General features: G+C 68.6%; 18 protein-coding genes. 9 read left to right on the forward strand and 9 right to left on the reverse strand.

Features of this window, described 5'->3' with window-relative positions:
• Positions 1-2007, forward strand: coding sequence for an ATP-dependent DNA helicase RecG (gene recG / locus CAL13_RS10405; protein ID WP_232467834.1), 2007 nt, complete (start codon positions 1-3; stop codon positions 2005-2007).
• A 64-nt stretch (positions 2008-2071) separates the two neighbouring features.
• Positions 2072-3022 carry a LysR substrate-binding domain-containing protein gene (locus CAL13_RS10410; protein WP_086057331.1) on the forward strand — a complete coding sequence of 317 codons (951 nt, stop codon included), beginning with the start codon at positions 2072-2074 and terminating at the stop codon, positions 3020-3022.
• Here CAL13_RS10410 and CAL13_RS10415 read toward each other — a convergent pair.
• Complete coding sequence (locus CAL13_RS10415; protein ID WP_086072319.1) at positions 3013-6099, reverse strand: hypothetical protein; 3087 nt, start codon at positions 6097-6099, stop codon at positions 3013-3015. The two genes, CAL13_RS10410 and CAL13_RS10415, sit on opposite strands and share 10 nt — an antisense overlap.
• Before the next feature lie 242 nt (positions 6100-6341).
• On the opposite strand from CAL13_RS10415, the gene CAL13_RS10420 reads away from it, so the two are divergent.
• The gene (locus tag CAL13_RS10420) at positions 6342-6839 is read left to right on the forward strand and encodes a Dps family protein (RefSeq protein ID WP_086072320.1); all 498 of its coding nucleotides are present in this window, start codon (positions 6342-6344) and stop codon (positions 6837-6839) included.
• Between the two features lie 47 nt (positions 6840-6886).
• Here CAL13_RS10420 and CAL13_RS10425 read toward each other — a convergent pair whose 3' ends face one another.
• Positions 6887-7483 carry an RBBP9/YdeN family alpha/beta hydrolase gene (locus tag CAL13_RS10425; RefSeq protein ID WP_086059377.1) on the reverse strand — a complete coding sequence of 199 codons (597 nt, stop codon included), beginning with the start codon at positions 7481-7483 and terminating at the stop codon, positions 6887-6889.
• A 60-nt stretch (positions 7484-7543) separates the two neighbouring features.
• On the opposite strand from CAL13_RS10425, the gene CAL13_RS21600 reads away from it, so the two are divergent.
• The 3 genes from CAL13_RS21600 to CAL13_RS10435 all read left to right on the forward strand — a co-directional run bounded on the left by CAL13_RS21600 (position 7544) and on the right by CAL13_RS10435 (position 10475).
• A complete protein-coding gene (locus tag CAL13_RS21600) occupies positions 7544-7678 on the forward strand; it encodes a hypothetical protein (RefSeq protein WP_269768196.1) in 135 nt (44 codons plus the stop codon).
• 85 nt (positions 7679-7763) lie between these two features.
• A complete protein-coding gene (locus CAL13_RS10430) occupies positions 7764-8888 on the forward strand; it encodes a branched-chain amino acid ABC transporter substrate-binding protein (RefSeq protein WP_086057334.1) in 1125 nt (374 codons plus the stop codon).
• 138 nt (positions 8889-9026) lie between these two features.
• Entirely contained in the window at positions 9027-10475 is a 1449-nt protein-coding gene (locus tag CAL13_RS10435; protein WP_420042445.1) for an AMP nucleosidase, read from the forward strand.
• A gap of 38 nt (positions 10476-10513) precedes the next feature.
• Here CAL13_RS10435 and CAL13_RS10440 read toward each other — a convergent pair whose 3' ends face one another.
• A complete protein-coding gene (locus tag CAL13_RS10440; RefSeq protein ID WP_086072322.1) occupies positions 10514-10957 on the reverse strand; it encodes an aconitase X swivel domain-containing protein in 444 nt (147 codons plus the stop codon).
• Entirely contained in the window at positions 10947-12224 is a 1278-nt protein-coding gene (locus tag CAL13_RS10445; RefSeq protein ID WP_086057337.1) for an aconitase X, read from the reverse strand. Before CAL13_RS10445 ends, CAL13_RS10440 begins: the two co-directional genes overlap by 11 nt.
• Before the next feature lie 345 nt (positions 12225-12569).
• Here CAL13_RS10445 and CAL13_RS10450 point away from each other — a divergent pair, with 345 nt between their 5' ends.
• The 3 genes from CAL13_RS10450 to CAL13_RS10460 all read left to right on the forward strand — a co-directional run bounded on the left by CAL13_RS10450 (position 12570) and on the right by CAL13_RS10460 (position 16035).
• Positions 12570-13721: an iron-containing alcohol dehydrogenase gene (locus tag CAL13_RS10450; protein WP_086072323.1), complete on the forward strand. Its 1152-nt coding sequence runs from the start codon at positions 12570-12572 to the stop codon at positions 13719-13721.
• A gap of 196 nt (positions 13722-13917) precedes the next feature.
• Positions 13918-14805: a LysR family transcriptional regulator gene (locus CAL13_RS10455; protein ID WP_086072324.1), complete on the forward strand. Its 888-nt coding sequence runs from the start codon at positions 13918-13920 to the stop codon at positions 14803-14805.
• A 117-nt stretch (positions 14806-14922) separates the two neighbouring features.
• On the forward strand, positions 14923-16035 hold the full coding sequence (locus CAL13_RS10460) for an NAD(P)H-dependent flavin oxidoreductase (protein ID WP_086072325.1): 1113 nt from the start codon (positions 14923-14925) through the stop codon (positions 16033-16035).
• On the opposite strand, the gene CAL13_RS10465 is transcribed toward CAL13_RS10460, so the two are convergent.
• From CAL13_RS10465 to CAL13_RS10485, 5 genes are all read right to left on the reverse strand, one after another.
• Positions 15978-17825 (reverse strand): chloride channel protein, encoded by a 1848-nt coding sequence (locus CAL13_RS10465; protein WP_086072326.1) that lies wholly within the window; start codon positions 17823-17825, stop codon positions 15978-15980. The genes CAL13_RS10460 and CAL13_RS10465 overlap by 58 nt on opposite strands.
• 236 nt (positions 17826-18061) lie before the next feature.
• Positions 18062-18571, reverse strand: a complete 510-nt coding sequence (locus tag CAL13_RS10470; RefSeq protein ID WP_086072327.1) for a MarR family winged helix-turn-helix transcriptional regulator — start codon at positions 18569-18571, stop codon at positions 18062-18064.
• A 53-nt stretch (positions 18572-18624) separates the two neighbouring features.
• Positions 18625-19767 carry a mandelate racemase/muconate lactonizing enzyme family protein gene (locus CAL13_RS10475; RefSeq protein WP_086057342.1) on the reverse strand — a complete coding sequence of 381 codons (1143 nt, stop codon included), beginning with the start codon at positions 19765-19767 and terminating at the stop codon, positions 18625-18627.
• Between the two features lie 64 nt (positions 19768-19831).
• Positions 19832-20806: an NAD(P)-dependent oxidoreductase gene (locus CAL13_RS10480; protein ID WP_086072328.1), complete on the reverse strand. Its 975-nt coding sequence runs from the start codon at positions 20804-20806 to the stop codon at positions 19832-19834.
• Positions 20803-21714, reverse strand: coding sequence for a fumarylacetoacetate hydrolase family protein (locus CAL13_RS10485; protein WP_086057344.1), 912 nt, complete (start codon positions 21712-21714; stop codon positions 20803-20805). Before CAL13_RS10485 ends, CAL13_RS10480 begins: the two co-directional genes overlap by 4 nt.
• Positions 21715-21722: the final 8 nt, after the last annotated feature.

Genomic DNA, 21722 nt, shown 5'->3' on the forward strand with positions numbered 1-21722 from the left:
ATGCACGCGTTGGGACTGAAGGAGCCGGCCGACCTGGTGCTGCACCTGCCGTTGCGCTACGAGGACGAAACGCGGATCACGGCGATTTCCGCGTTGCGGCCAGGCTATACCGCGCAGGTGGAAGGCGAAATCACCCGCTGCGAGGTGCAATACCGTCCGCGGCGGCAACTGACCGCGGCCATCGCGGACGACACCGGCGAGCTGCAGCTGCGTTGGCTCAATTTCTATCCCAGCCAGCAGCGCCAGCTGACGGTGGGGCGACGGCTGCGGGCGCGCGGGGAAGTGCGCGGCGGCCTGTTCGGGCGCGAGATGGTGCATCCCCGCATGGCCAGCGCCGACACGCCGCTGGCCACGGCACTGACGCCGGTGTATCCCACCACCGAAGGTTTGCATCAGTCTGTCCTGCGCAAGGCCGTTGCACAAGCGCTGGCGCAGGTCGATCTGACCGATTCGCTGCCGGCGCCGGTGCGCGAACGGTATGATCTGGCGCCCTTCGACGAATCGATCCGCATGCTGCACATGCCGCCGGCCGGCGTCTCCGAGCAGGCGCTGGCGGAGCGGGCGCATCCGGCGTGGCGCCGCATCAAGTTCGACGAATTGCTGGCGCAGCAATTGTCCCTGGCGGAAGCGCGCGCGGCGCGGCGCACGCACAAGGCCCTGCCGCTGGCCTTGTCCGCCGACCCCGACGGACTCGTTGCCAGGCTGTATCGCGCGCTGCCGTTTTCGCTGACGGCCGCGCAGGCGCGGGTCGTGGCCGAAATCGCCGCCGACCTGGCGCGGCCATTTCCAATGAATCGCCTGCTGCAGGGCGACGTGGGCAGCGGCAAGACCGTGGTGGCGGCCATCGCCGCCGCGCAGGCCATGCAGGCCGGCGCGCAGGTGGCGCTGATGGCGCCGACGGAAATCCTTGCCGAACAGCATTTCCGCAAACTCGTCGATTGGCTGCAACCGCTGGGGGTGCGCGTGGCCTGGCTCAGCGGCAGCGTTGGCGCCAAGGCGCGGCGCGAGGCTGCGGCAGCGGCCGCGGACGGCAGCGTCCAGCTTGTCGTGGGGACCCAGGCGCTGATCCAGGACCACGTGTCCTTTCAGCGGCTGGGCCTTTCCATCGTCGACGAACAGCATCGCTTCGGGGTCGGCCAGCGCCTGGCCTTGAACCGCAAGGGCGAGTCCGCGCATGGGCGCATCGTGCCCCACCAGCTCAACATGAGCGCCACGCCGATTCCGCGCACGCTGGCCATGACGTTTTTCGCGGACCTGGATGTGTCCGTCATCGACGAGCTGCCCCCGGGCCGTACGCCGGTCGTCACCAAGCTGGTTTCGGACGCGCGCCGCGAGGAGGTCGTCGCCCACGTGGCGCAGGCCGTGCGGGGCGGCCGGCAGGCGTACTGGGTATGTCCGCTGGTGGAAGAAAGCGAAGCGCTGGAGCTGCAGACGGCGGTCGACACCTACGAAGCGATGCGCGCAGACCTGCCGGACCTGCGCATCGGCCTGGTTCATGGCCGTTTGCCGCAGAACGAGAAGGCAGAGGTCATGCAGGCGTTCCGGCAGGGCGGGATCGATGTGCTGGTGGCGACCACGGTGATCGAAGTGGGGGTCGATGTGCCCAATGCCTCGTTGATGGTGATCGAACACGCCGAACGCTTCGGGCTGGCGCAGTTGCACCAGCTTCGGGGGCGGGTCGGCCGGGGCACGGCCGAATCCGTGTGCGTGCTGCTGTATCAGACGCCGTTGTCGCGTATCGCACGGGAACGGCTGCGCGCCATGTTCGAAACCGCGGACGGCTTCGAGATCGCCCGGCGCGACCTCGTGCAGCGCGGTCCCGGCGAGTTCCTCGGCACGCGGCAGTCGGGGCTGGCGCTGCTGCGCTTTGCCGACATCGAGCTGGATGCGGCCATCGCGGAACAGGCGCGTGAAGCCGCAGCCTGGCTGCGCAAGGATTTCCCCGACGCGGTGCAGCTCCATCTGACGCGGTGGATGCGCGGCCGCGAAGATTTTCTGCGCACATGAGCGTGAAACCGAAGCGACAGACTTCATCCGGCCGCGGCGCGGCCATCCCAACGGAATCGCCACCATGACCCTGACCGAGCTCAAATACATCGTCGCCGTGGCCCGCGAGCGCCATTTCGGCCGGGCGGCGGAGGCCTGTTTCGTCAGCCAGCCGACCCTGTCGGTGGCAATCCGCAAGCTGGAAGACGAGCTTGGCGTGACCATCTTCGAGCGCGGCGGCGCGGAAGTGGGCGTGACCGCGATCGGCCAGCGCATCGTCGCACAGGCCCAGAAGGTGCTCGAAGAAAGCGCCAGCATCAAGGAGATCGCGCGACAGGGCCATGACCCCCTCGCCGGGCCGCTGCGCGTGGGGGTGATCCACACCATCGGGCCGTACCTGCTGCCCAGGCTCGTGCCCGTGCAGATCGAGCGCACGCCGCAGATGCCCCTGCTGCTGCAGGAGAACTTCACGCTGCGACTGGTCGAACTGTTGCGGCAGGGCGAGATCGATTGCGCGATCATGGCCTTGCCGCTGCCCGAAGCCGGCCTGGTGATCCAGCCGCTCTATGACGAGCCTTTCCTGGTGGCGGTGCCCAAGGACCACCCCTGGGCAGAACGCAAGGCGATTCCTGCGCAGGACCTGAAGCAGCAGACCATGCTGCTGTTGGGAAGCGGCCATTGCTTCCGCGATCAGGTGCTTGAGGTCTGTCCCGAGCTGTCGCGTTTTTCCGCAGCCAGCGACGGCATCCAGCGCACCTTCGAAGGTTCCTCGCTGGAGACCATCCGCCACATGGTCGCGGCCGGCATCGGCATCACGGTACTGCCGGTGACCGCCGTGCCGGAGAATCCGCCCGCGGACAGTCTGCTGCGCTATGTGCCGCTGGAGGCGCCCACCCCCGATCGCCGCGTCGTGCTGGCCTGGCGGCGCAGCTTTCCGCGCGTGGCCGCCATCGAAGCGCTGGCGCAATCGGTCTATGCCACGCCGCTGCCGGGCGTGCGCATGCTGGAAGGCGCCATCGCGGCGCATCAGGACTGAATGGCGTCGCCCGTCCCTTCATCGCTGGCATAACCGGCGTCCTGCGCATCCGGCGGGGCCGGGTACACGGCGGTGTTCGCGGGCGGGTAGGCCTGCCGCAAGTCCGGGATGCCCTGCAAGTTTGGCGGCACGCCGAGGGAGCCTGCATCCGCGGGCGGGTACACCTGGCGCATGGCCGGCACGTAACCCACGTCGGGTGGATAGTCATACTCCGCATGCTTCGGCGTGCGGCCGCTCGCGCGGCTCACGCTTATTTCAGAGGCAGCGTAAGGCGAGGGGGCTGCCGTTTCCGGGTCTGCCGGTATGGACCCGGTGCGCGATCTCGACCCGGACGCCGCCTGCGGCGTTGCGCCCGCCGCCGCGTCCGGAGTTGCCGGCAAGGCGGCATCGGCGGGCCTGCCGTGCGCCGGCCGGACCGGCGCCAGCTTTCCATCCTGCCGCTGCATCCGCTGCAGGATGCCGCTATGGTTTAGAACGGTTTCCTGCAGGTTGGTCAGCATCGCGTCCATATCGACCCGGGCGCCCGAATGGCCGCACACCGCGACATTCAAATGCTGGAAATCGCCGTAAAGATCCCGCCAGAGCGCGTCGAAACGTCGCCTGAGATGCGTCGTGAGCGCGCCGGCCGTTTCGTAGTGCGTTCCCGTGAAAATGAAAGGCGGGTCGACCGGTTTACTCGTATCGCGGGCATGGTCGATGAGGCGCGACACCACATCGGCGGCCGCCAGCCCGTTGCGCCGGCGGCTGGCCGGGCTCGCAACGGCGGCGTACAGGCGCTGGATTTCCGGCTCCGCTTGCGCCCGGAACGCCGGGGCGCGGGCCAGCGCCCTGCGGCGCAGTCGCGCCAGCGCCTCCTGGCTCAACGTGCGGAACATGGCGTCGTGCAGGGACGTCCGGTCCGCTGCGCTGCCGGGCGCGGCCATGGCGATGGCGTCCAGTTCTTCGCGCAGCGGACGCTGCCCGCCCGTTGCCGCATACGGAGAGAAAACGTTCAGGAGCATCGCAAGCGCCCCGTCTTCCAGCGAGCTCCACAGCAGTTCCAGCGCCTCATCCCGTTGCAGGTAGGATCGTTGGAACACCCACGTCGTGGTGACGGCCAGGGATTGCGTGGCCGCATGGATTTTTTCCAGGGACCTTGCGCCTGGGCGTGCGGCAGGCGAGGATGCGCCGATCAGGGGGCTTGCTTCGCGCAGTATGGCATTGATGGAATCCAGTCCCGTGGCTTTCGCCTGGGCAACATGCACGCGCTGCCAAAGGGTCGCCAGAACCTCCTGCGCCTGTTCCCGCTGATCGGCCGGGATGTGCCGAAGCAGGTCGCCTTTGCCGCGGCCCTTCAGGCCCCGCGCGAGCCCGTCGGGACCGAAATGATTGCCGAGCGGTCCGTTGTAGACAAGGTCGAATTTCACCAGACCTTTCAGCGCCTCGTCGATCGCTTCCGTCTGGCGCCGTTGCGCGTTATCGAAGCGCTGCAAATCCGCCCATGCCTGCAGAATGCGGGGCAGCTTGCGGCCGACCGCCTTTTCCGCGTGCCTGTCCGATCCGTCGAGGAAGGCATCGAGCAGCCCCTTGATTCCGTTGTGGACCGCGTTCATCGCCGTCCCCGGGGACCGCACGATTTCCGGCGCCGGCTTGCCGGGCAGGACCTCGCGAGCGGCTTCCTGTTGCGCCGCTTGCGTGGCCAGCCAGGCCGATCCCGGCACGGCATCGATCGCGCGCTGGACGCCCATGCCGTCCAACACCACGCCCAGCATCTGTGCGCGCAGGGCATTCAGCTCCTTTGGCTCAAGGATTTGCGGCGCGTTCAACATGGCCAGATGTCCATCCACTTTCTGCGTCACTTGCGCCAGCGCCTCGGTCAAGGGCGCGGCGAGCCGGTGGATGCCATCGAAATCCCGCTGGTGCGGCGGGACCAGGGCGTTGCGGACGGCGTGCGCAAACAGCGCCTTCATGATCTGGTCGAGTTTGCCCTTGCCTGCGTGCGGTTGCAGCGCCGCCACGCTCCCGTACAGAATCTGCAGGCCCTCGGCCGTCGGCTGCAGCGATGGGGCGGCAAGCCTTGCCGAATGCTCGCAGGCGGCCTCTTTCAATACCTCGATCGCGGCGGACCGGAAGCCGCCAGGTATGTCTTTCAAGTCGTTCAGTGCGGCCGCGACGGTTGTTTCCGTGGCGTCAGAGCGGCCGCCGGCCCGGCACTTTGCCCACTCTGCGACGGCGCTTTTCCATGCCTGCATGGTTTCGTCGCTGGAGAAAGCCAGCACGGCGCGGCTCAGCGCCGCGGCGCCATCCGGTTCGCGGCTGAGCAGCCTCAGCTTCGGCATCAGAAAGGCTTGCAGATCGCCGTCGGGCCGCAGCATGCGGCGTGCGGTCAGGATACGTTCGAACGCAGCCACTGCCTCGGGCGTTATCGCGGCGGGGGAGCCTGCGCTCAGTGCCTGGGCAAGGAAATCCAGATCCTTGCCCGTGGCGCGCAAGGCGGCTTCGGCGTCGATGGCCGTGCCCAGGGCCTGCCGGGCGGTGGCGACGTGCTCGGGCGAGGCCTGCGTGCCTTCGGCCGGCATCGACGCCGCCCAGCGCTCGAAACCCATCTTCAGTTTGGCCAGGCGACGGCAAGCCTGGGCATCGGCGCTGGGGCTGTATGCCGATGTGCCGGCGCCGTACTGCCGCAGAAGCTGATCCTGCATGAAGCGCAGCAGGCCCGGACCATCGTCGGGCCGCTGCGCGGCGTGCGGCGGCAGGGCATCGCCCAGGCGGGCGGTGCGCTCGGCAAGGCGGGCGAGCCGGTCATGCGCTTTATCGCTCAGCGCGCCGTCCCCGGTCTTCGCCAGGGCCTGCCTCAGCTTGCCTGCATCATGCGCCAACTGACGCTCCGCCGCCCTGGCTGCGCGGCGGCTTCGGCCCGGGTTGCCCGCGTTCACCAGGCTGAACGGCTGGCGCGCACGGCCGGGTGTGGGCTTGTGCCGTTTGCCTGGCCCCGCCAGGACGCTGAAGACGAGATTTTCCAGGCGTCCGCGCGGGCGGTCTGCGCACGACGCCGTCGATTGCCCGAGTGATGCCTGTATGCCGATTGGATTGGTCATGTCCGGTGTGCTTCTCCGTTGCCGCCGGGCTCGTGCCCGGCATCCGATGCTCGTCCGCGCCTGGGGACAAGTCGCGGAGGGCAGTCTACGGAGCGGCGGCCTGCGCGGCCATAAGGGGCGCTTACGCTGGCCGGTCGACTGCATGACCGGAACACGGCGAGTCATGGACGCGGCATGTAGGGATCCGGCGCTGCGGCGATGCTATTCTTCCGTCATACCCGTTCATCAAGGAGAGTTGCGTCATGTCCGAACTTGCCAAATCCCAGGCCCCCCGCATCAACATCGGCATTTCCGATCAGGATCGCGCGGCGATCGCCGGCGAGCTTTCCAAACTGCTCGCCGATTCGTACACGCTGTATCTGATGACGCACAATTTCCACTGGAACGTCACCGGGCCGCTGTTCAACACGCTTCACCAGATGTTCATGGAGCAGTACACCGAAGCCTGGAATGCGCTGGACAGCATCGCCGAGCGCATCCGGGCGCTGGGTCATCACGCGCCCGGGACGTATCGGGAATACGCCGCGCTGTCGTCCATCGACGAGCCCACTTCAGTGCCCGCCGCGCTGGACATGGTCCGCATGCTCGTCGCCGGCAACGAGGCCGTCGCCAAGACGGCCCGGGCGGCTTTCCAGAAGGCCGACGCCGCCAACGACCAGCCGACGGCGGATCTGCTGACGCAGCGCCTGGACATCCACGAAAAGAACGCCTGGATGCTGCGCAGCCTGCTGGAAGGCTGAGCGGCCGGCGCGCGGCGAAGACCGCCGCGCGATGCCGGGGCTTGCCGCTAGCCCTGTGCCGGCTGCGCCATGGGCGGGATGCGCCGCGACGGCGGCCGCACGCGCCATGCGGCACGCCGCCGCAAGGCGCGCAGCGCGTTCAAGCCCTGCGGCCAGGCGCCGAAGCCGGCTTCCGCGTTGATGTGTCCGGCGCCGGGCAGCACGATCAGGCGGCTTCCCCATTGCTCTGCCAGATGCCGCGCCCGCGCCAGGCTGCAGTAGGGATCGTTGTCGCTGGCCACGACCACGCTCTGGAAGGGCAGGGAACGCGTCGCGATCGGCGCGAATGCGCCCAGGCAGGCCGGGGCGCCCGGCCGCTCGACATCGGCGGGCGCTACCAGCAGCGCGGCGGCTATGCGGCCATGCAAGGCGGCAGGCAGCGCCGCCGCCGCGATGCAGCCCAGGCTGTGCGCAATCAACAGGGCGGGCCACGGGGCGGCTTCCACGCAGGCGGCCAGGGTGCCGATCCAGGACTGGGGATCGGGATTTTCCCAGTCGCGCTGCGGCACGCGGACGGCATGCGGCAGGGTCCGTTCCCACAGGCTTTGCCAGTGGTCCGGGCCCGAATTCCGCCAGCCGGGAACGATGATCGGTTGAAATCGCATGGAGCGATAATGCAGGCGCAGCCTCATTGCGCAAACGAATTAATGCGCTTGTAGATATATTTGGCGCGTTATAAGCGCCGCGACCGTGCGGTTGCGTTGAAAGTTCGCATGACGCTCGGGCGGCGGGGCGCCGGTTTTCTTTTTGAGGATTTTCCCGACGGCAGTTTCTCCGCCGCGCTTTCAGGTATTCTTTGAGCCCTTTCGCCGGCCCTGGCAGGCGAAACGCCCAGGAGGACCACGCGTCCGTTATCTGGCATGGACCGTGCCATAGGAGATGACAATGAAAAAACCCCTTCGACTGACGGCCGCCGCGGCGGCGCTTGCGATAACGTCCGGATTGCTCGCCAGCGCCGCCGGCGCGCAGACCATCAAGATCGCCGCGGTGGGTCCGACGACCGGCGCGGTGACCCAGTACGGCGATATGGTGCGTGAAGGCATCAACACCGCGGTGGAGCAGGTGAACGCCGCCGGCGGTGTCAACGGCCGCAAACTGGAAGTCGTCGTGGTGGACGATGGCTGCGAACCGAAGCAGGGGCCGACCGCGGCCAACCGCGTGGTGAACGAGAAGATCGGCTTCGTGGTCGGCGGCGTGTGCTCGGGCGCCACCATTGCCGCGGCGCCCATCTATGAGCAGGAAGGCGTCGTCATGATCACGCCTTCGGCGACCGCGCCGGCATTGACCGACGGCAAGAAGTACAACTTCATCTTCCGCACGATCGGGCGTGACGACCAGCAGGGTCCGGCCGCGGCGGCCTACATCATCGACAAGGTCAAGCCCAAGCGCGTCGCCGTGCTGCACGACAAGCAGTCGTATGGGCAAGGCATCGCCACGGCCGTCAAGGCCAAGCTGGACCAGGCCAAGGTGCCCGTGGCGGTGTTCGAAGGCATCAACGCCGGCGACAGCGACTATTCCGCGGTAATCACCAAGCTCAAGAGCGAGAACGTCGATTTCGTCTACTACGGCGGCTATCATCCCGAAATGGGCCTGCTGATGCGCCAGGCGGCCGAGCAGGGGCTGAAGGCGCGCTTCATGGGACCGGAAGGCGCGGGCAACCCCGACATCAACGCCATCGCGGGCCCGGCGGTCGAAGGCATGCTGCTGACCCTGCCGGCCGACTTCTCGCAGGACCCGAAGAACGCCGCGCTGGTCCAGGCGTTCAAGGACAAGAAGCGCAATCCGTCCGGGGCATTCCAGCTGACCGCATACACCGCCACGATGGCCATCGTCGATGGCATCAAGGGCGCCGGATCCACCGATCCCGCCAAGGTGGCGGCCTGGCTGCACAAGAACAGCATCGATGCGCCCATCGGCAAGGTATCCTGGAACAGCCAGGGCGATTTGAACAACTTCCAGTTCGAAGTGTTCGAATGGCATAAGGACGGTTCGAAAACCGCCGTGAAGTAAGCGCGCGGCACACCGGCCCGCCCCCGCGGCGGGCCGGAATGTGACCTCGACGCCGGAACGCATGGCGGCGCGAGGCAGACAGGAGATCGATTCATGCGTATCGGCGATGCACCTTCTCACACCGTTCGTCCCGATTTCATGCCGTTCCAGGCATTCGACAGCGCGGAAGCCGCCGTCGAGCGGCTGACTGAAATCTACGCCCGCAATACCGCATATTTGCGCGCCGCCTTCGATCGCGTCGCGCGCGGCGAGGACCTGCAGGGCGGCAGGGTGCGCGCCTGCTATCCCGCCCTGCGTATCGCCGTGCACACCTACGACCGCGTGGATTCGCGTTTGTCGTACGGCCATGTGGCGGAGCCGGGCGTCTACCAGACCACCATCACGCAGCCGCGCCTGTTCAAGGATTACCTGACCGAGCAGATCCGCCAATTGCTGCACAACCACAAGGTGCCGGTGGAGGTGGGCGAGTCCAACGTACCGATTCCGCTGCACTTCGCGTTTCCCGACGGCGCCTATGTCGAAGGCGAGCACCTGGAGGCGATGAAGCGGCCGCTGCGCGACATTTTCGACGTGCCGGACCTGGCCATCACGGACGATGCCATCGTCAACGGCACCTGGCATGGGCGCGAGAACGAACCGCGTCCGCTCGGGCCCTTCACCGCCCCGCGCATCGACTACTCGCTGCACCGGTTGCAGCACTACACGGCCACCGCGCCGGTGCATTTCCAGAATTTCGTCCTGTTCACCAACTACCAGTTCTACGTCGACGAGTTCTGCGCGCGCGCTCGCGCCATGCTGAGCGCCGGCGAAGGCGATTACGACGCGCTGGTGGAGCCGGGCAACCGCATTCTGCGGCGCGGGGAACCGATTGCGGCGGAATCGCCGGTTGGGCGGCTGCCCCAAATGCCGGCGTATCACCTGACCCGCGCCGACCATTCGGGCATCACGCTGGTCAATATCGGCGTGGGTCCCTCGAACGCCAAGACCATCACCGACCATATCGCGGTGCTGCGGCCGCATGCCTGGCTGATGCTGGGCCATTGCGCCGGGCTGCGGGCTTCGCAACGCCTGGGCGATTATGTGCTCGCGCACGGGTACGTGCGCGACGATCACGTTCTGGATGCGGACCTGCCGACCTGGGTGCCGGTGCCGCCGCTGGCGGAGGTCCAGGTGGCGCTGGAGCAGGCGGTGGAGGAAGTGGCCGGCCTCTCAGGCTGGGAGCTCAAGCGCATCATGCGCACCGGGACGGTGGCCACCATCGACAACCGCAATTGGGAACTGCGCGACCATACGGAGCCGGTGCAGCGCTTCGCGCAATCGCGGGCGATCGCGCTGGACATGGAGTCGGCCACCATCGCGGCCAACGGCTTTCGCTTCCGCGTTCCGTATGGAACCCTTCTATGCGTGTCCGACAAGCCGCTGCACGGGGAATTGAAGCTCCCCGGCATGGCCTCGGAGTTCTATCGCAAGCAGGTGGGCCAGCATTTGGAAATCGGCATCCGGGCGCTGGAACGCCTGCGCGAAATGCCGCCGGAGCGCCTGCATTCGCGCAAGCTGCGCAACTTCATGGAAACGGCGTTCCAATAAACGGCGTTTCAATAAAGGGCGTTCCAATAAAGGGCGTTTCAATAAAGAATGCGGCAGCCGTGCGCGCCGGCCTCCACCTGCAGCGGCGTGCCGGCAGGCAGCGCGGACAGCGTCCGCCAGGGCGCTTCATCGGCCAGTGCGATCGGCACATCGATGCCATACAGCTCGCCGGCCACGATACAGCCAAGCGCCACGATGAGATCCCGGTCGCGCATCACGATGGCCGCGGGGCCGGTGCCGTTGCGTATGGCTTCGGCCAGCACGCTGCTGCTGGAGCTCGATCCCTTGGCGCGGGCCATCAGCAGCACGCGGCCCGCAAGACCCTGTCCGCATTGCGGATGGCGCGGCTCGATGATGACGCCGGCGGCGGCGTCGTAGCCGCCCCAGAAACTCAACGGTTCGGCCAGCGCCAGCACGGGGCCGCCTCCGGCGCCCGGCACGATGGTCGTTGCGGAGAGCGCGCGCGCGGAATCAGGCGTCATCGAGGCACACCTTTCCTTCCACGGCGGACCGTACGCATTCGCGCAGACTGCCGTATGCAACGCTTACGCCGATGTTCGCAGGGGCGTAGTGCGCCCACTTGCCGGAATTCGTCATGACCAGGCCCTGGGTCTGCCGCATGATGGGGGTGATGTAGGTGCAGGTGTCGGTGACGAACTGCACGCCCGCGCCGCGCAGGCGCGCAGCCAGTCCCGACGACTCCAGTTCCCACAGGATGTAGCGGCTGGTGTTCACATAAAAGTCCACCGCGCACGGGCGGCCCATCCCGGACAGCAGGCGCTCCAGCGCCGCGCATTCCGCCAGCGAAAAATGCGGCGTTCCGACGCTCACGGCTGCCAGCGGATCGCCGGGGCGGGCCTGGTTTAGCGAGGCGCGGACTGCGCGCAGGTCCGCGCGGCGGACGACCACCGTCGGGGCTGCCGGTATGGCGGAATTGTCCTGCTGCTTGTCCACGCCCAGGGCCGCTTCGAGCGTGGACGCTTCCGGGGTGATGCCGACGGCGTGGAAAAGCGCCACGGCCCCGCTGGAAGCCGCTGCCGCGCCCAGCGCCTTCAGCTCGTCCTCCGTCGTATCGGCGGGCAGGCCGGTGATCGCGGGAACAATGCCGCCGGCGCGCTTTCCCACCAGTAGCCCGAGCGCGGCATACCAGATGTCGCGGCCGTCCGGTTCGCGGGGGAAATCCTCCACGGCAAACACGAGGCCCGCGCGGCGGTTCTCGTCCAGATGCAGGCCGCAACAGGGTGCACGGCCGGTGAGCGCGGCGCACAGATCCATGAAATCGCCGTAGCGGTTCGTGCGCGCGCCCAGGACGGAATTTGCGAACACGATCGCATTGGATTCCGCCCAGGCAATCTGCTGGCCCAGGCGCGGCCGCCGCTGCAATTGGTAAGGCGCGCAGGTGAAGGTCGATTCGCAGCCCAATTCCAGGTGCGCCTGCATCAGGCGCGTGCCGGCGTCGCGCAGGGCGTCGCCGCCGCGGAACAGTTCGGGATGGATCAAATCCATGGACCCGACGTTCAAGGTGGTTGGAACGACGACTTTGCCGCCGGCGCCGACCAGTTTTTCCACGAAGTCCAGACTGGCCTGTCCGTGATACAGGCAGCCGTCGATGTGTGCGCTTTCGATATCCAGCAGGCGCGGGGCGCCCATGACGGCGGCCGCGCGCACGAGCACGCGCATCGCCATGGCCGCCGCTTCGCCTTGCGCGCCGTCGAGCAGGGCCTGGTCATGGTCGGACAGGGCAATCATGGTGTTGGACCTCGTGGGGATGATGCGGCCGGCTCCGCCGCCGGCCGGGTGCGTCCGGGCACGACGGCACCGCGGACGCGAGCGCGCCCATTACTGCGGTGAGCAGATGAGGATTGTATCGGGGCGGCACCCGCGACAGACGGCTGCTGCGCCAGGGGGCGACCAGGGCGGGGCGCAATGGCGGGGGTGGCGAAGTCCCGGGTTGCTGAGCCCCCGCGACGCGCGTAACGTGATGGCGCCAAAGCCGCCGAAGAAATCGGCACGAAGAAATCGGCGCGAAGAAATCGGCACGCAGAAATCGGCACGAATCGGCACGCAGAAATCGGCACACAAGGAGACATCGCCATGCAACCCTTTGCTTTCCATGCCGCCAAATCGGTCCTGGTCGCGCCGGGCGCCGCCTTGCAACTGGCCGACCACGTCGCGCGGCTGGGCGCGCGCTCGGTGCTGGTGGTCACCGATCCAGGCGTCGCGCGCGCGGGGCTGCTGGAGCCGGCCCTGGAAGGGATGCGGCGGGCCGGCCTGGGCGTGCATTGCTACGCGCAGGTCGTGCCCGAGCCGCCCGTGCACGTCGTCCTGGCTGCCGCGGAACAGGCGCGCGCCACCCGTGCGGACTGCATCGTCGGTTTCGGCGGCGGCAGTTCGCTGGACACGGCCAAGCTGGCCGCCCTGCTGGCGAGCGGGGAGGTGGATCTGGAATCGGTCTATGGCGTGGACAAGGTGCGCGGCGCGCGTCTGCCGCTGATCCTGGTCCCGACCACGGCGGGCACCGGCTCCGAGGTCACGCCCATCGCCATCGTCACGACCGGTGAAAACATGAAGCAGGGCGTCGTCTCGCCCGTGCTGCTCCCCGACGTCGCGCTGCTGGACGCCGACCTGACGCTGGGCCTGCCGCGTCCGGTCACCGCCGCCACCGGCATCGACGCGATGGTGCACGCCATCGAAGCGTATACGAGCCGGCGGTTGAAGAACCCCCTGTCCGACAGCCTGGCGCGCGAAGCGCTGCGCCTGCTGTCCGCCAATATCCGGCGGGTGTGCGACACGCCCGGGGACAGGGATGCGCGCCAGGCCATGCTCATTGGGGCCTGCATGGCCGGTATGGCTTTCGCCAATGCGCCGGTGGGCGCCGTGCACGCGCTTGCGTATCCCGTTGGCGCGCGCTTTCATGTGCCCCACGGGCTTTCCAATTCGCTGGTGCTGGGCCCGGTGTTGCGCTTCAACCTGCCGGCCGCCTTGCCGCAGTACGAGGAGCTGGCCGAACAGGTGCTGCCGCGCGCGCCCGGCTCGCCCGAGGCTCGCGCCGTCGCGCTGATCGAATGGCTCGAAGCCTTGCCGGCGGCCGTGGGACTTCCGAGCCGCCTGACGCAAACGGGTATTACGGCGAATGACGTGGACGCGCTGGCCGATGACGCCATGCTCCAGACGCGCCTGCTGGTGAACAACCCGCGCGAACTTTCGCGTCAGGATGCCGTGGCGCTGTATCGGCAGGCGCTTTGAGGCGCCCGCCGCGGCGGCGCCAGGCCATGACATGAGCAGCTTCCGGCGCATCGGGCGCCTGGGGGCGTAACCGTGTGCGGTCCGTCCGTGTTCGGCCCGCGCCGAGCGCCCAGGCCCTGGCTGGGGTGCCGCCCCAACTATCTCGAAAAGAGAATCTGTTTGGGAGTAGCATTCCTCAAACAGATTGGAAAATGCCATGGAAATCGCCGAATTGGAGATCTTCCGCGCGGTGGCTCAGGAGCAGAGCGTGACCCGGGCGGCCAGGCGGCTGCGGCGCGTGCAGTCGAATGTGACGACGCGGGTGAAGAAACTGGAAGAGAACCTTGGCGTGGCGCTCTTCGTGCGAGGCGGCCGGCAGATGGCGCTGACGCCGGAGGGGCGGCGCTTTCTGGACTACGCCGAACGCATCCTGGCGCTGGCGACGGAAGCGCGTCAGGCGGTGCGCGACGAGGCGCCATCGGGGCGGCTCAGGCTCGGGTCGATGGAGGCGGCGGCCGCCAGCCGGCTGCCGGGGCCATTGGCCAGTTTCCATCGCAAGTGGCCGGCGGTGCAGATCGATATACAGACGGGAACCACGCAGGCGCTCGCCGACGCGGTCGTGGCCCATCGGCTGGATTGCGCCATCGTGGCGCACCCGGCGCAGGGCCGGCCCGAGCAGGCGGACATGGCCAGGCTGGGCCCCGCGCTGCAAGGCGATTATCTGTTCACCGAGCGCCTGTTGCTGGTGGCGCCGCCATCGCATCCGCGCATCCGGCGGGCGCGCGATATCCGCGTGCGCACCATTGCCGCATTCACGCAGGGCTGCACCTATCGCAACTGCGTGGACGAATGGCTGGCGCGTGATGGGGAAAGCCTGGACGGCTGGGGCGTGGTGGAGCAGAGCTCCTACGCCGCCATTCTGGCCTGTGTGATGGCGGGCACCGCAGTGGCCGCGGTGCCGCAGTCGGTGCTCGCGATGCACCCCGCTGCCGCGGGCGTCAATAAAACGCTGCTGCGCACGGTCAACAGCTTCCTGATCAGCCGCGCGGGCTTCCGTACGTCGGCCTGCAGCGCTTTCTATCAGGAGATGCGGCGTGCGGCATGAGACGGCCTGCCGCCATGGGCGCGCCACGCCTGCCTGCCGGCGACGCCGTGCTTACCGATGAACCGCCGCGGGCGCCGGGTCGGCGCTTTGCGGCCTACCCTTGCAAGGAGCCGAATCATGCCCGATATCCGCACCCCGCTTGCCACGCGGCTGGGGATCTCCACCCCGATCATCCAGGCCCCCATGGCGGGCGTCAGCACGCCGGCGCTGGCCGCGGCCGCCGCGAATGTCGGCGCGCTGGGCTTTCTGGGGGTGGGAGCGATGAATGCCGAAGCCGCGCGCAAGGCCATTGCCGACACACGGGCGCTGACGGACAAGCCCTTCGGCGTGAACGTGTTCTGTCATGCGCCCGCCAAGGCGGACGCCGGAGCGGAGGCGGCGTGGTTGGCCTACCTCGCGCCGGTCTTTCGTGAATTCGGCGCCGAGCCGCCGGCAGGGCTGAAGGAAATCTACAAGAGCTTTGTCGTTGACGACGACATGCTGGGCGTCTTTCTCGAGACGCGGCCGGCGGTGGTGAGCTTCCATTTCGGCCTGCCGGATGCGGCGCGCATCCGGGCGCTGCACGATGCGGGCATCTTTCTGATGGCTTGCGCGACCACGCTGGAAGAGGCGCGCCGCGTGCGGGATGCCGGCATCGACGCCGTCGTCGCGCAGGGCTACGAAGCGGGCGGCCATCGCGGCATGTTCGACCCGTCAGAGCGGGACGAACAGCTCGGCACGCTGGCGCTGACGCGCCTGCTCGCGCGCAATCTGGATATTCCGGTGGTGGCGGCGGGGGGCATTATGGATGGCGCCGGCATCGCCTCCGTCCTGGCTCTGGGCGCGCAGGCCGCGCAGATGGGAACGGCCTTCATCGCGTGTCCGGAAAGCGCGGCCGATGCCGCCTTCCGCGCCGCGCTGCAGGACGGCGGCGCCGTGACGTCCATGACAGAGGCGATCTCCGGGCGGCGTGCGCGGGGCCTGTACAACCGCTTGATGCAGCTGGGTGAAGCGGCGGGCAGCCCGCGCGTGCCCGATTATCCGATCGCCTACGATGCCGGCAAGGCCCTGCACGCCGCCGCCAAGGCGCGCGGCAGCAGTGCGTTCGCGGCGCAGTGGGCGGGGCAGGGCGTGCGGCTGTCGCGCAGCCTGCCGGCCGGCGAGCTGGTGGCCGCGCTCAGCGCGGAACTGGCTCAGTCCCTGAAGGCGCTGGCGGCCTTGGAAGGCGCCAGCGAAGCCGCGTCCGCCTGAGCGGCGGGGCGGGCGCGCAACAGATAGCGTTCGCGCACGCTTTCTTCCTCGCGGCGGCGCGCGCGCACCTGCATCAGGTCGGCGCGGCTGACGATGCCGACCAGGCGGCCGTCGCGCCGGTCCACGATCGGCACGCGTCCCACGCCGGTGGCCGCCATGCGGTCGGCCAGCGCGCCGGCGGTCTCGTCGGGGTAGCCCAGCATGGGCGCGCGGTCCGCCAGGACTTCGCCCAGCGGCTGCTCCACCGGCGCGGTGTCGCTCGTCCAGGCCAGGATGTCCGCCTGCGTCACCACGCTGCGCACGCGGCCCGCCGGGTCGACGACCGGATAGGCGGTGTGGCGATGCGCGTCGGATTCGAAGAAGGCCAGCGCCTGGCCCATCGTCATATCGCCTGGCAGCGTCATGACGTCCTGGCGCATGATCGCCTGCACCCGCACCAATTCCAGCGGATCGACGTGGTATTCACGCACGACGTGATGACCGCGGCGCGCGATCTTTTCCGTCAGGATCGAACGCTTGAGCAGCAGTACGGTGACGCCGTAGGCCACGGTGCTGGCAGTCAGCACCGGCAGCAGCAGGCTCGAATTTCCCGTCAGCTCCACGCAGAACAGCGTCGCCGTCAGCGGCGCGCGCATCGTGCCGCCCATCATGGCGGCCATGCCCAGTGCAGCCCACAGCCCCGTTTCCGCGTGCGGCATGAAGCCGGTCGCCAGCGCGCCCAGGGCGCCGCCGAAAATCAGCAGCGGGGCCAGGACGCCGCCCGACGTCCCGGATCCCAGGGCGATGGCCCAGATCACCGCCTTCACTGCGAGCAGCAACAGAACGGCGTGCGACGTCAGCGTGCCGTCCAGCAGGTGGCGGATATTGTCGTAGCCCACACCCAGCGCCGCCGGTTCGATCAGCCCGCCGATGCCGATGGCGAGGCCGCCGATCGCCGGCCACCACATCCAGTGCAGGGGCAGTTTCTGGAAGACGTCTTCCGCGCCATACACCATGGCGGTCAGCACCCCGGAACCGATGCCGGCCATCAGGCCGATGCAGGCCCAGGACAGGAAATGCGGCGCGGTCAGGACCGCGTGGCCCGCATAGGGAAAGAGCGGACCGGCATCCAGCAGCAGCGTGCGGCTGGCGCCCGCCACGGCCGCAGCGGTGGCCACCGGCAGGAAGCTGCGCGGCTTCCATTCAAACAGCAGCAGCTCCACCGCGAGCAGCACCGCGGCGATCGGTGTGCCGAACACGGCCGTCATGCCGGCGGCCGCGCCGGCCACCAGCAGCGTCTTGCGCTCGGCAGCGGTCACGTGAAACGCCTGCGCCAGCAGCGAGCCCAGCGCGCCGCCCGTCATGATGATGGGACCTTCGGCGCCGAACGGGCCGCCGGTGCCGATGGATACGGCCGAGGACAGCGGCTTGAGCAGCGCGACCTTGGGCTGGATGCGGCTTTTGCCGATCAGGATGGCTTCCATGGCTTCGGGAATGCCGTGGCCGCGGATTTTTTCGGAGCCGTAGCGCGCCATCAGGCCGATGACGATACAGCCCGCCACCGGCACCAGCACGGACCAGGCGCCGTAAGGCGTGCCGGCGATGGGTAGCGGCTCCAGCGTGAAGCGTCCGTAATACGCCACGTTCGTGCACAGCGTGATCAGGCGCAGCAGCACCCAGGCGGCGGCCACGCCCATGCCGCCGGCGACGGCGGCCATGAGCATCATGGCGAGTACGCGTTTGTCGGTGGTGAAATCGCCCAGCCGGGGTGGCGCGCTGTGGCTGCTGGGATGGGAAGGAGAGGCGGACATAGGGGAGGAGGCGGGCGCTCGGGGGCCGGATTTGCGGACGAGGTTGGCGGGATCGAAAAACGCAATTATATCGTAGAGCGATATATTTGGGCGAGCGTGCGCGTGCGCCGCCATGCTGCGCGCAAGGGAGTTGTCAGGTAAAGGGCACGGAAGCGGCGGCGCCTGGAATGCGGCTTCCGGCGCGGGGATGCCGCCGGGGCCCGGCGTTTCGGCCACCGGGCCGCGGGTGGGAACGGTCAGCCGTCCCGGTCCGACTCGAAGTGCGTCAGCAATTGCCGGAGCATCGGCCCGATGGCGCGCAATTCCTCGAAATGCGCAGCCGACAAGGCGTCCAACTGGTCCTGGGCGGCGGGCGTCAGCGCCACGCGCACCCGGCGGCGGTCGGACTCATCGGCCTGGCGGCGCACCAGCGCCATGCGTTCCAGCCGGTCGACCAGCTCGCCAGCGCTGTGCGGGCGCAGCAGCAGCCACTCCGCGATCTCGCCCACCGTCATTGTTTCTCCGGGAGCGGCCTTGATGGCCAGCAGCGCCTGGTGCTGCTGCGGCGTCAGGCCGCGCTCGGCCGCCGCCGTTTCGCTGAAAGCCGTAAAACGGCGCAGCGCGTAGCGCAACCGGGCGAGGGCGACGAAATCGTCCGGTGCGAGTCTGCGTCCCGCCGCGGGCCTGCGTCTCGTGGACGTTGCCGCGGGCGATGGTTCGGCAGCGGCTTTGGATTCGGCGGGGGTGGAAGCGTTCGAGCGAGGCATGGCGACATCGTACAGCGCGAAGGCGCCGCCCGGCCATGCCTCCGGGCCGCCCGTCAGACGTAGCAGGGACCTTCGATGAGCGGATGGGCGGCAAGGAAGTCCTGGTCGATGTTCAGTCCGATGCCCGTGCCTTCGCGCGGATGCACGTGGCCGCTTTCGTCCAGAACGTAAGGCGGCTGGTCCATCATTTCGTCGCGGAAGGGATTCAGGGCCGTGACGTCCGCCTCGAAATAGCCCGGGTTGTCGACGGCGCACAGGTAATGGATCGTGGTGGCCATGTTGATGGCCGTCGCCGACGTATGCGGGTTGACCGATATCTTCGACGCGCTGGCCATCGCCGCCACCCGCATGCCCTCGGTCACCCCGCCCACCTTGGACAGGTCCGGCTGCACGTAGCCCACGCTGCCGGACGCCAGGAGCGGCCCGAACTCGTAGCGGGTGTAGTGGTTTTCGCCGGCGGCCAGGGCCACGCGGCCCAGACGCGCGGCGCGCGCGTAGGCCTCATGATCATGGGCGGGGAAAGGCTCTTCCAGCCAGATGACCTGGCATTCCTCATACGCGGGCATCACCCGGCGCACGTCTTCCAGGGTGTAGGCGGTATTCGCGTCCACCAGGATGTCGATGTCATCGCCCACGGCCGCCCGCACCGCGCGCACCCGGGCGACGTCGCGCGCCGGCGTGTCCCCCACGCGCAGCTTCAACGCGCGGAACCCTTGCGCCACCAGGCCCGCCGCTTCCTCGGCCAGTCCCTCGGGGGCCTGCCAGCCCAGCGCGATGCCCCCCGCATAGGCCTTGATGGGGCGGGGCGCGCCGCCCAGCAGCCGGTACAAGGGCCATCCGGTCGCCTGGCAGCGGATGTCCCATAGCGCCAGATCGATGCCGCTCAATGCCAGCGCGGCGGCCGCTCCCATGCCATGGCTGGCGAACTGCATCTTCAGCACGCGCGCGGTGACGCCGTTGACGTCGCGCGGATCCATGCCGAGCACCAGCTCGCGCATCGTGGTGTCGATGAGTTTTGCGATGGCGCCGGGGCAGCGGCCGTGATGGGCTTCGCCCCAGCCCACCAGGCCCTCGTCGGTCTGGACCCGCACCAGCACGGCGTCGCGCTTGACGCTGCGCCCGATGCCGAGCCGCACGGACTTGTTTTCCGGCACGGGAAAGGAAATGGGCACGGCCTTCAGGTCGGTAATGCGCATGGTGTCATCCTCGCTTTGTGTTGGTTTCCATGGCGCTGTCTGCGCGGCCGCGCAGGAGCGCCCTTCATGCATTCCGGCGCGCCGCCGCGCAGGCATCCCGGTTCACCCAATTCAACGGCGGCTCGCCGCGCAGGATGCGCAGGACTTCCTCGACGGCGCCCTGGCTCATGCGGCGCATGCTGGCCGTTGTCGACCCGGCAAGATGCGGCGTCAGCAGCACGTTGGGGAGCGCGAAAACCGGCGCGTCGGCCGGCAGCGGCTGGATGTCGTGCACGTCCAGCGCGGCGCCGCCCAGGCGGTTTTCCCTCAGCGCGGCCAGCAGGGCGGCGGAATCCACCACCGGGCCGCGCGCGACGTTGATCAGAATGGCTCCCGGCTTGGCGCTCCGCAGCGCGGCGGCGTCGATCATCCCCCGCGTTTCCTCGGTAAGAGGACAGGCCAGCACGATCACGTCCGACTCGCGCATCAGCGTCTCCTTGTCGGCCGCGCGCACGCCGGCCGGCAGGGTTTCCGGACGCCGGGTCAGGCCCAGCACCTGCATGTCCATCGCCTGCGCGATGGCGGCCAGCCGCTTCCCGATGGCCCCCACGCCCACGATGCCGCACACGGATCCGGCCAGTTCTGCGCCGCCCTCGCCATACGCGCGGGCGGGCGCCCAGCCTTCCTTGCGCAGCATGGCGTCGATGCCCGCCAGACGGCGGCGCAGATGCAGCATGGCCGCCACGCAGTACTCCACGACCGAAGCGGTGTTGGCGCCCGGAATGTTGGCGACCACGATGCCGTGCCGGTTGGCCTGCTCCATGGGAATCATGTCCAGCCCGACGCCATGGCGGACGACGCCTTTCAATTGCGGGGCGGTTTCGAAAATATCGGCGGGCAGGGGATTGCGCACGATCAAGGCATCGGCGTGCGCGGCCACCGCTTTCAGCGCATCCGCGCTGGCGTTGGCGGCCACGCGAACCTCGGCGGATTGCGCCAGCCGCGCGTGTTCGTCCGGATGGATGGCGCTGGTCAGCGCAACGATGGGTCGGGAAGTCATGAAACGTCGCTCGTCAGGACAGGGTTGGTCAGCACGCCCAGGCCCTGCACTTCGGCCGACATGGCCGAGCCGGGCCGCAGCCATGCCGGGGGATGGTGCGATGCGGCCACGCCGGCAGGCGTGCCCGTGGCAATGATATCCCCCGGGTCCAGCGGCATTTGCGTGGAGGCATAGGCGATCAGCTCGGCGATGCCGAACACCAGGTCCCGTGTGCTGCCCGCCTGCCGCACGATGCCGTCCAGGCGCAAGGACACGGCCAGCGCTTCCGGATCCGGCACTTCGTCTGGCGTGGCTATCCATGGCCCGCACGGGCAGAAGGTGGGCTGGTTCTTGCCGCGCACGAAAGCCTTGTCGGCGCGCACCATGTCGCTGGCGCTGACATCGTTCAGCGTCATATAACCGGCCACGCAATCGAAGGCCTCGTCCGGTCCGATGCGCAAGGCGGTACGGCCGATCACCACGGCCAGTTCCGCTTCATACGTGACGTTGCCCACGCCGGGCGCCAGCCGTACGGCTTCGCCGGGGCCGATCACGGTGCGGCCGGACTTGATGAAGATGACCGGCGCCGCGGGTGGCGCCATGTCGCGTTCGCGCAGCGCGTCGTGGTAATTGAACGCCGCTCCGACGATCTTGCCCGGGCGCGGCAACGGTGCGGCCAGGCGCGCGCGCGCCAGCGGCATGCGTGCCGGCGGCGGAAACTCGCACGCCGCCAGCCGCCCGGCCAGCGCCGCCAGACCCATTTCCGTCCACGCCAGCATATCGGCGGGCAGGGCGGCGGCCCACGGCGCGTTGCCCGGCCGCGTCACGTCGACGACCCAGGGCCCGCCGGGCGTGCGGTCGTCGATGAAGCCGGGCACGATCGTGCCGGCGCCGTCCGCGCCATCGCGATGGAAAGAGACGAATCGCATCGCGCGGA

Source organism: Bordetella genomosp. 9, from assembly GCF_002119725.1.
Lineage (GTDB): Bacteria > Pseudomonadota > Gammaproteobacteria > Burkholderiales > Burkholderiaceae_B > Bordetella_C.

Bases quoted from the DNA above. Each gene is read 5' to 3' on its own strand.
- recG (WP_232467834.1), top strand. From the start codon at position 1: ATGCACGCGTTGGGACTGAAGGAGCCGGCCGACCTGGTGCTGCACCTG.
- CAL13_RS10410 (WP_086057331.1), top strand. From the start codon at position 2,072: ATGACCCTGACCGAGCTCAAATACATCGTCGCCGTGGCCCGCGAGCGC.
- CAL13_RS10415 (WP_086072319.1), bottom strand. From the start codon at position 6,099: ATGACCAATCCAATCGGCATACAGGCATCACTCGGGCAATCGACGGCG.
- CAL13_RS10420 (WP_086072320.1), top strand. From the start codon at position 6,342: ATGTCCGAACTTGCCAAATCCCAGGCCCCCCGCATCAACATCGGCATT.
- CAL13_RS10425 (WP_086059377.1), bottom strand. From the start codon at position 7,483: ATGCGATTTCAACCGATCATCGTTCCCGGCTGGCGGAATTCGGGCCCG.
- CAL13_RS10430 (WP_086057334.1), top strand. From the start codon at position 7,764: ATGAAAAAACCCCTTCGACTGACGGCCGCCGCGGCGGCGCTTGCGATA.
- CAL13_RS10435 (WP_420042445.1), top strand. From the start codon at position 9,027: ATGCCGTTCCAGGCATTCGACAGCGCGGAAGCCGCCGTCGAGCGGCTG.
- CAL13_RS10440 (WP_086072322.1), bottom strand. From the start codon at position 10,957: ATGACGCCTGATTCCGCGCGCGCGCTCTCCGCAACGACCATCGTGCCG.
- CAL13_RS10445 (WP_086057337.1), bottom strand. From the start codon at position 12,224: ATGATTGCCCTGTCCGACCATGACCAGGCCCTGCTCGACGGCGCGCAA.
- CAL13_RS10450 (WP_086072323.1), top strand. From the start codon at position 12,570: ATGCAACCCTTTGCTTTCCATGCCGCCAAATCGGTCCTGGTCGCGCCG.
- CAL13_RS10455 (WP_086072324.1), top strand. From the start codon at position 13,918: ATGGAAATCGCCGAATTGGAGATCTTCCGCGCGGTGGCTCAGGAGCAG.
- CAL13_RS10460 (WP_086072325.1), top strand. From the start codon at position 14,923: ATGCCCGATATCCGCACCCCGCTTGCCACGCGGCTGGGGATCTCCACC.
- CAL13_RS10465 (WP_086072326.1), bottom strand. From the start codon at position 17,825: ATGTCCGCCTCTCCTTCCCATCCCAGCAGCCACAGCGCGCCACCCCGG.
- CAL13_RS10470 (WP_086072327.1), bottom strand. From the start codon at position 18,571: ATGCCTCGCTCGAACGCTTCCACCCCCGCCGAATCCAAAGCCGCTGCC.
- CAL13_RS10475 (WP_086057342.1), bottom strand. From the start codon at position 19,767: ATGCGCATTACCGACCTGAAGGCCGTGCCCATTTCCTTTCCCGTGCCG.
- CAL13_RS10480 (WP_086072328.1), bottom strand. From the start codon at position 20,806: ATGACTTCCCGACCCATCGTTGCGCTGACCAGCGCCATCCATCCGGAC.
- CAL13_RS10485 (WP_086057344.1), bottom strand. From the start codon at position 21,714: ATGCGATTCGTCTCTTTCCATCGCGATGGCGCGGACGGCGCCGGCACG.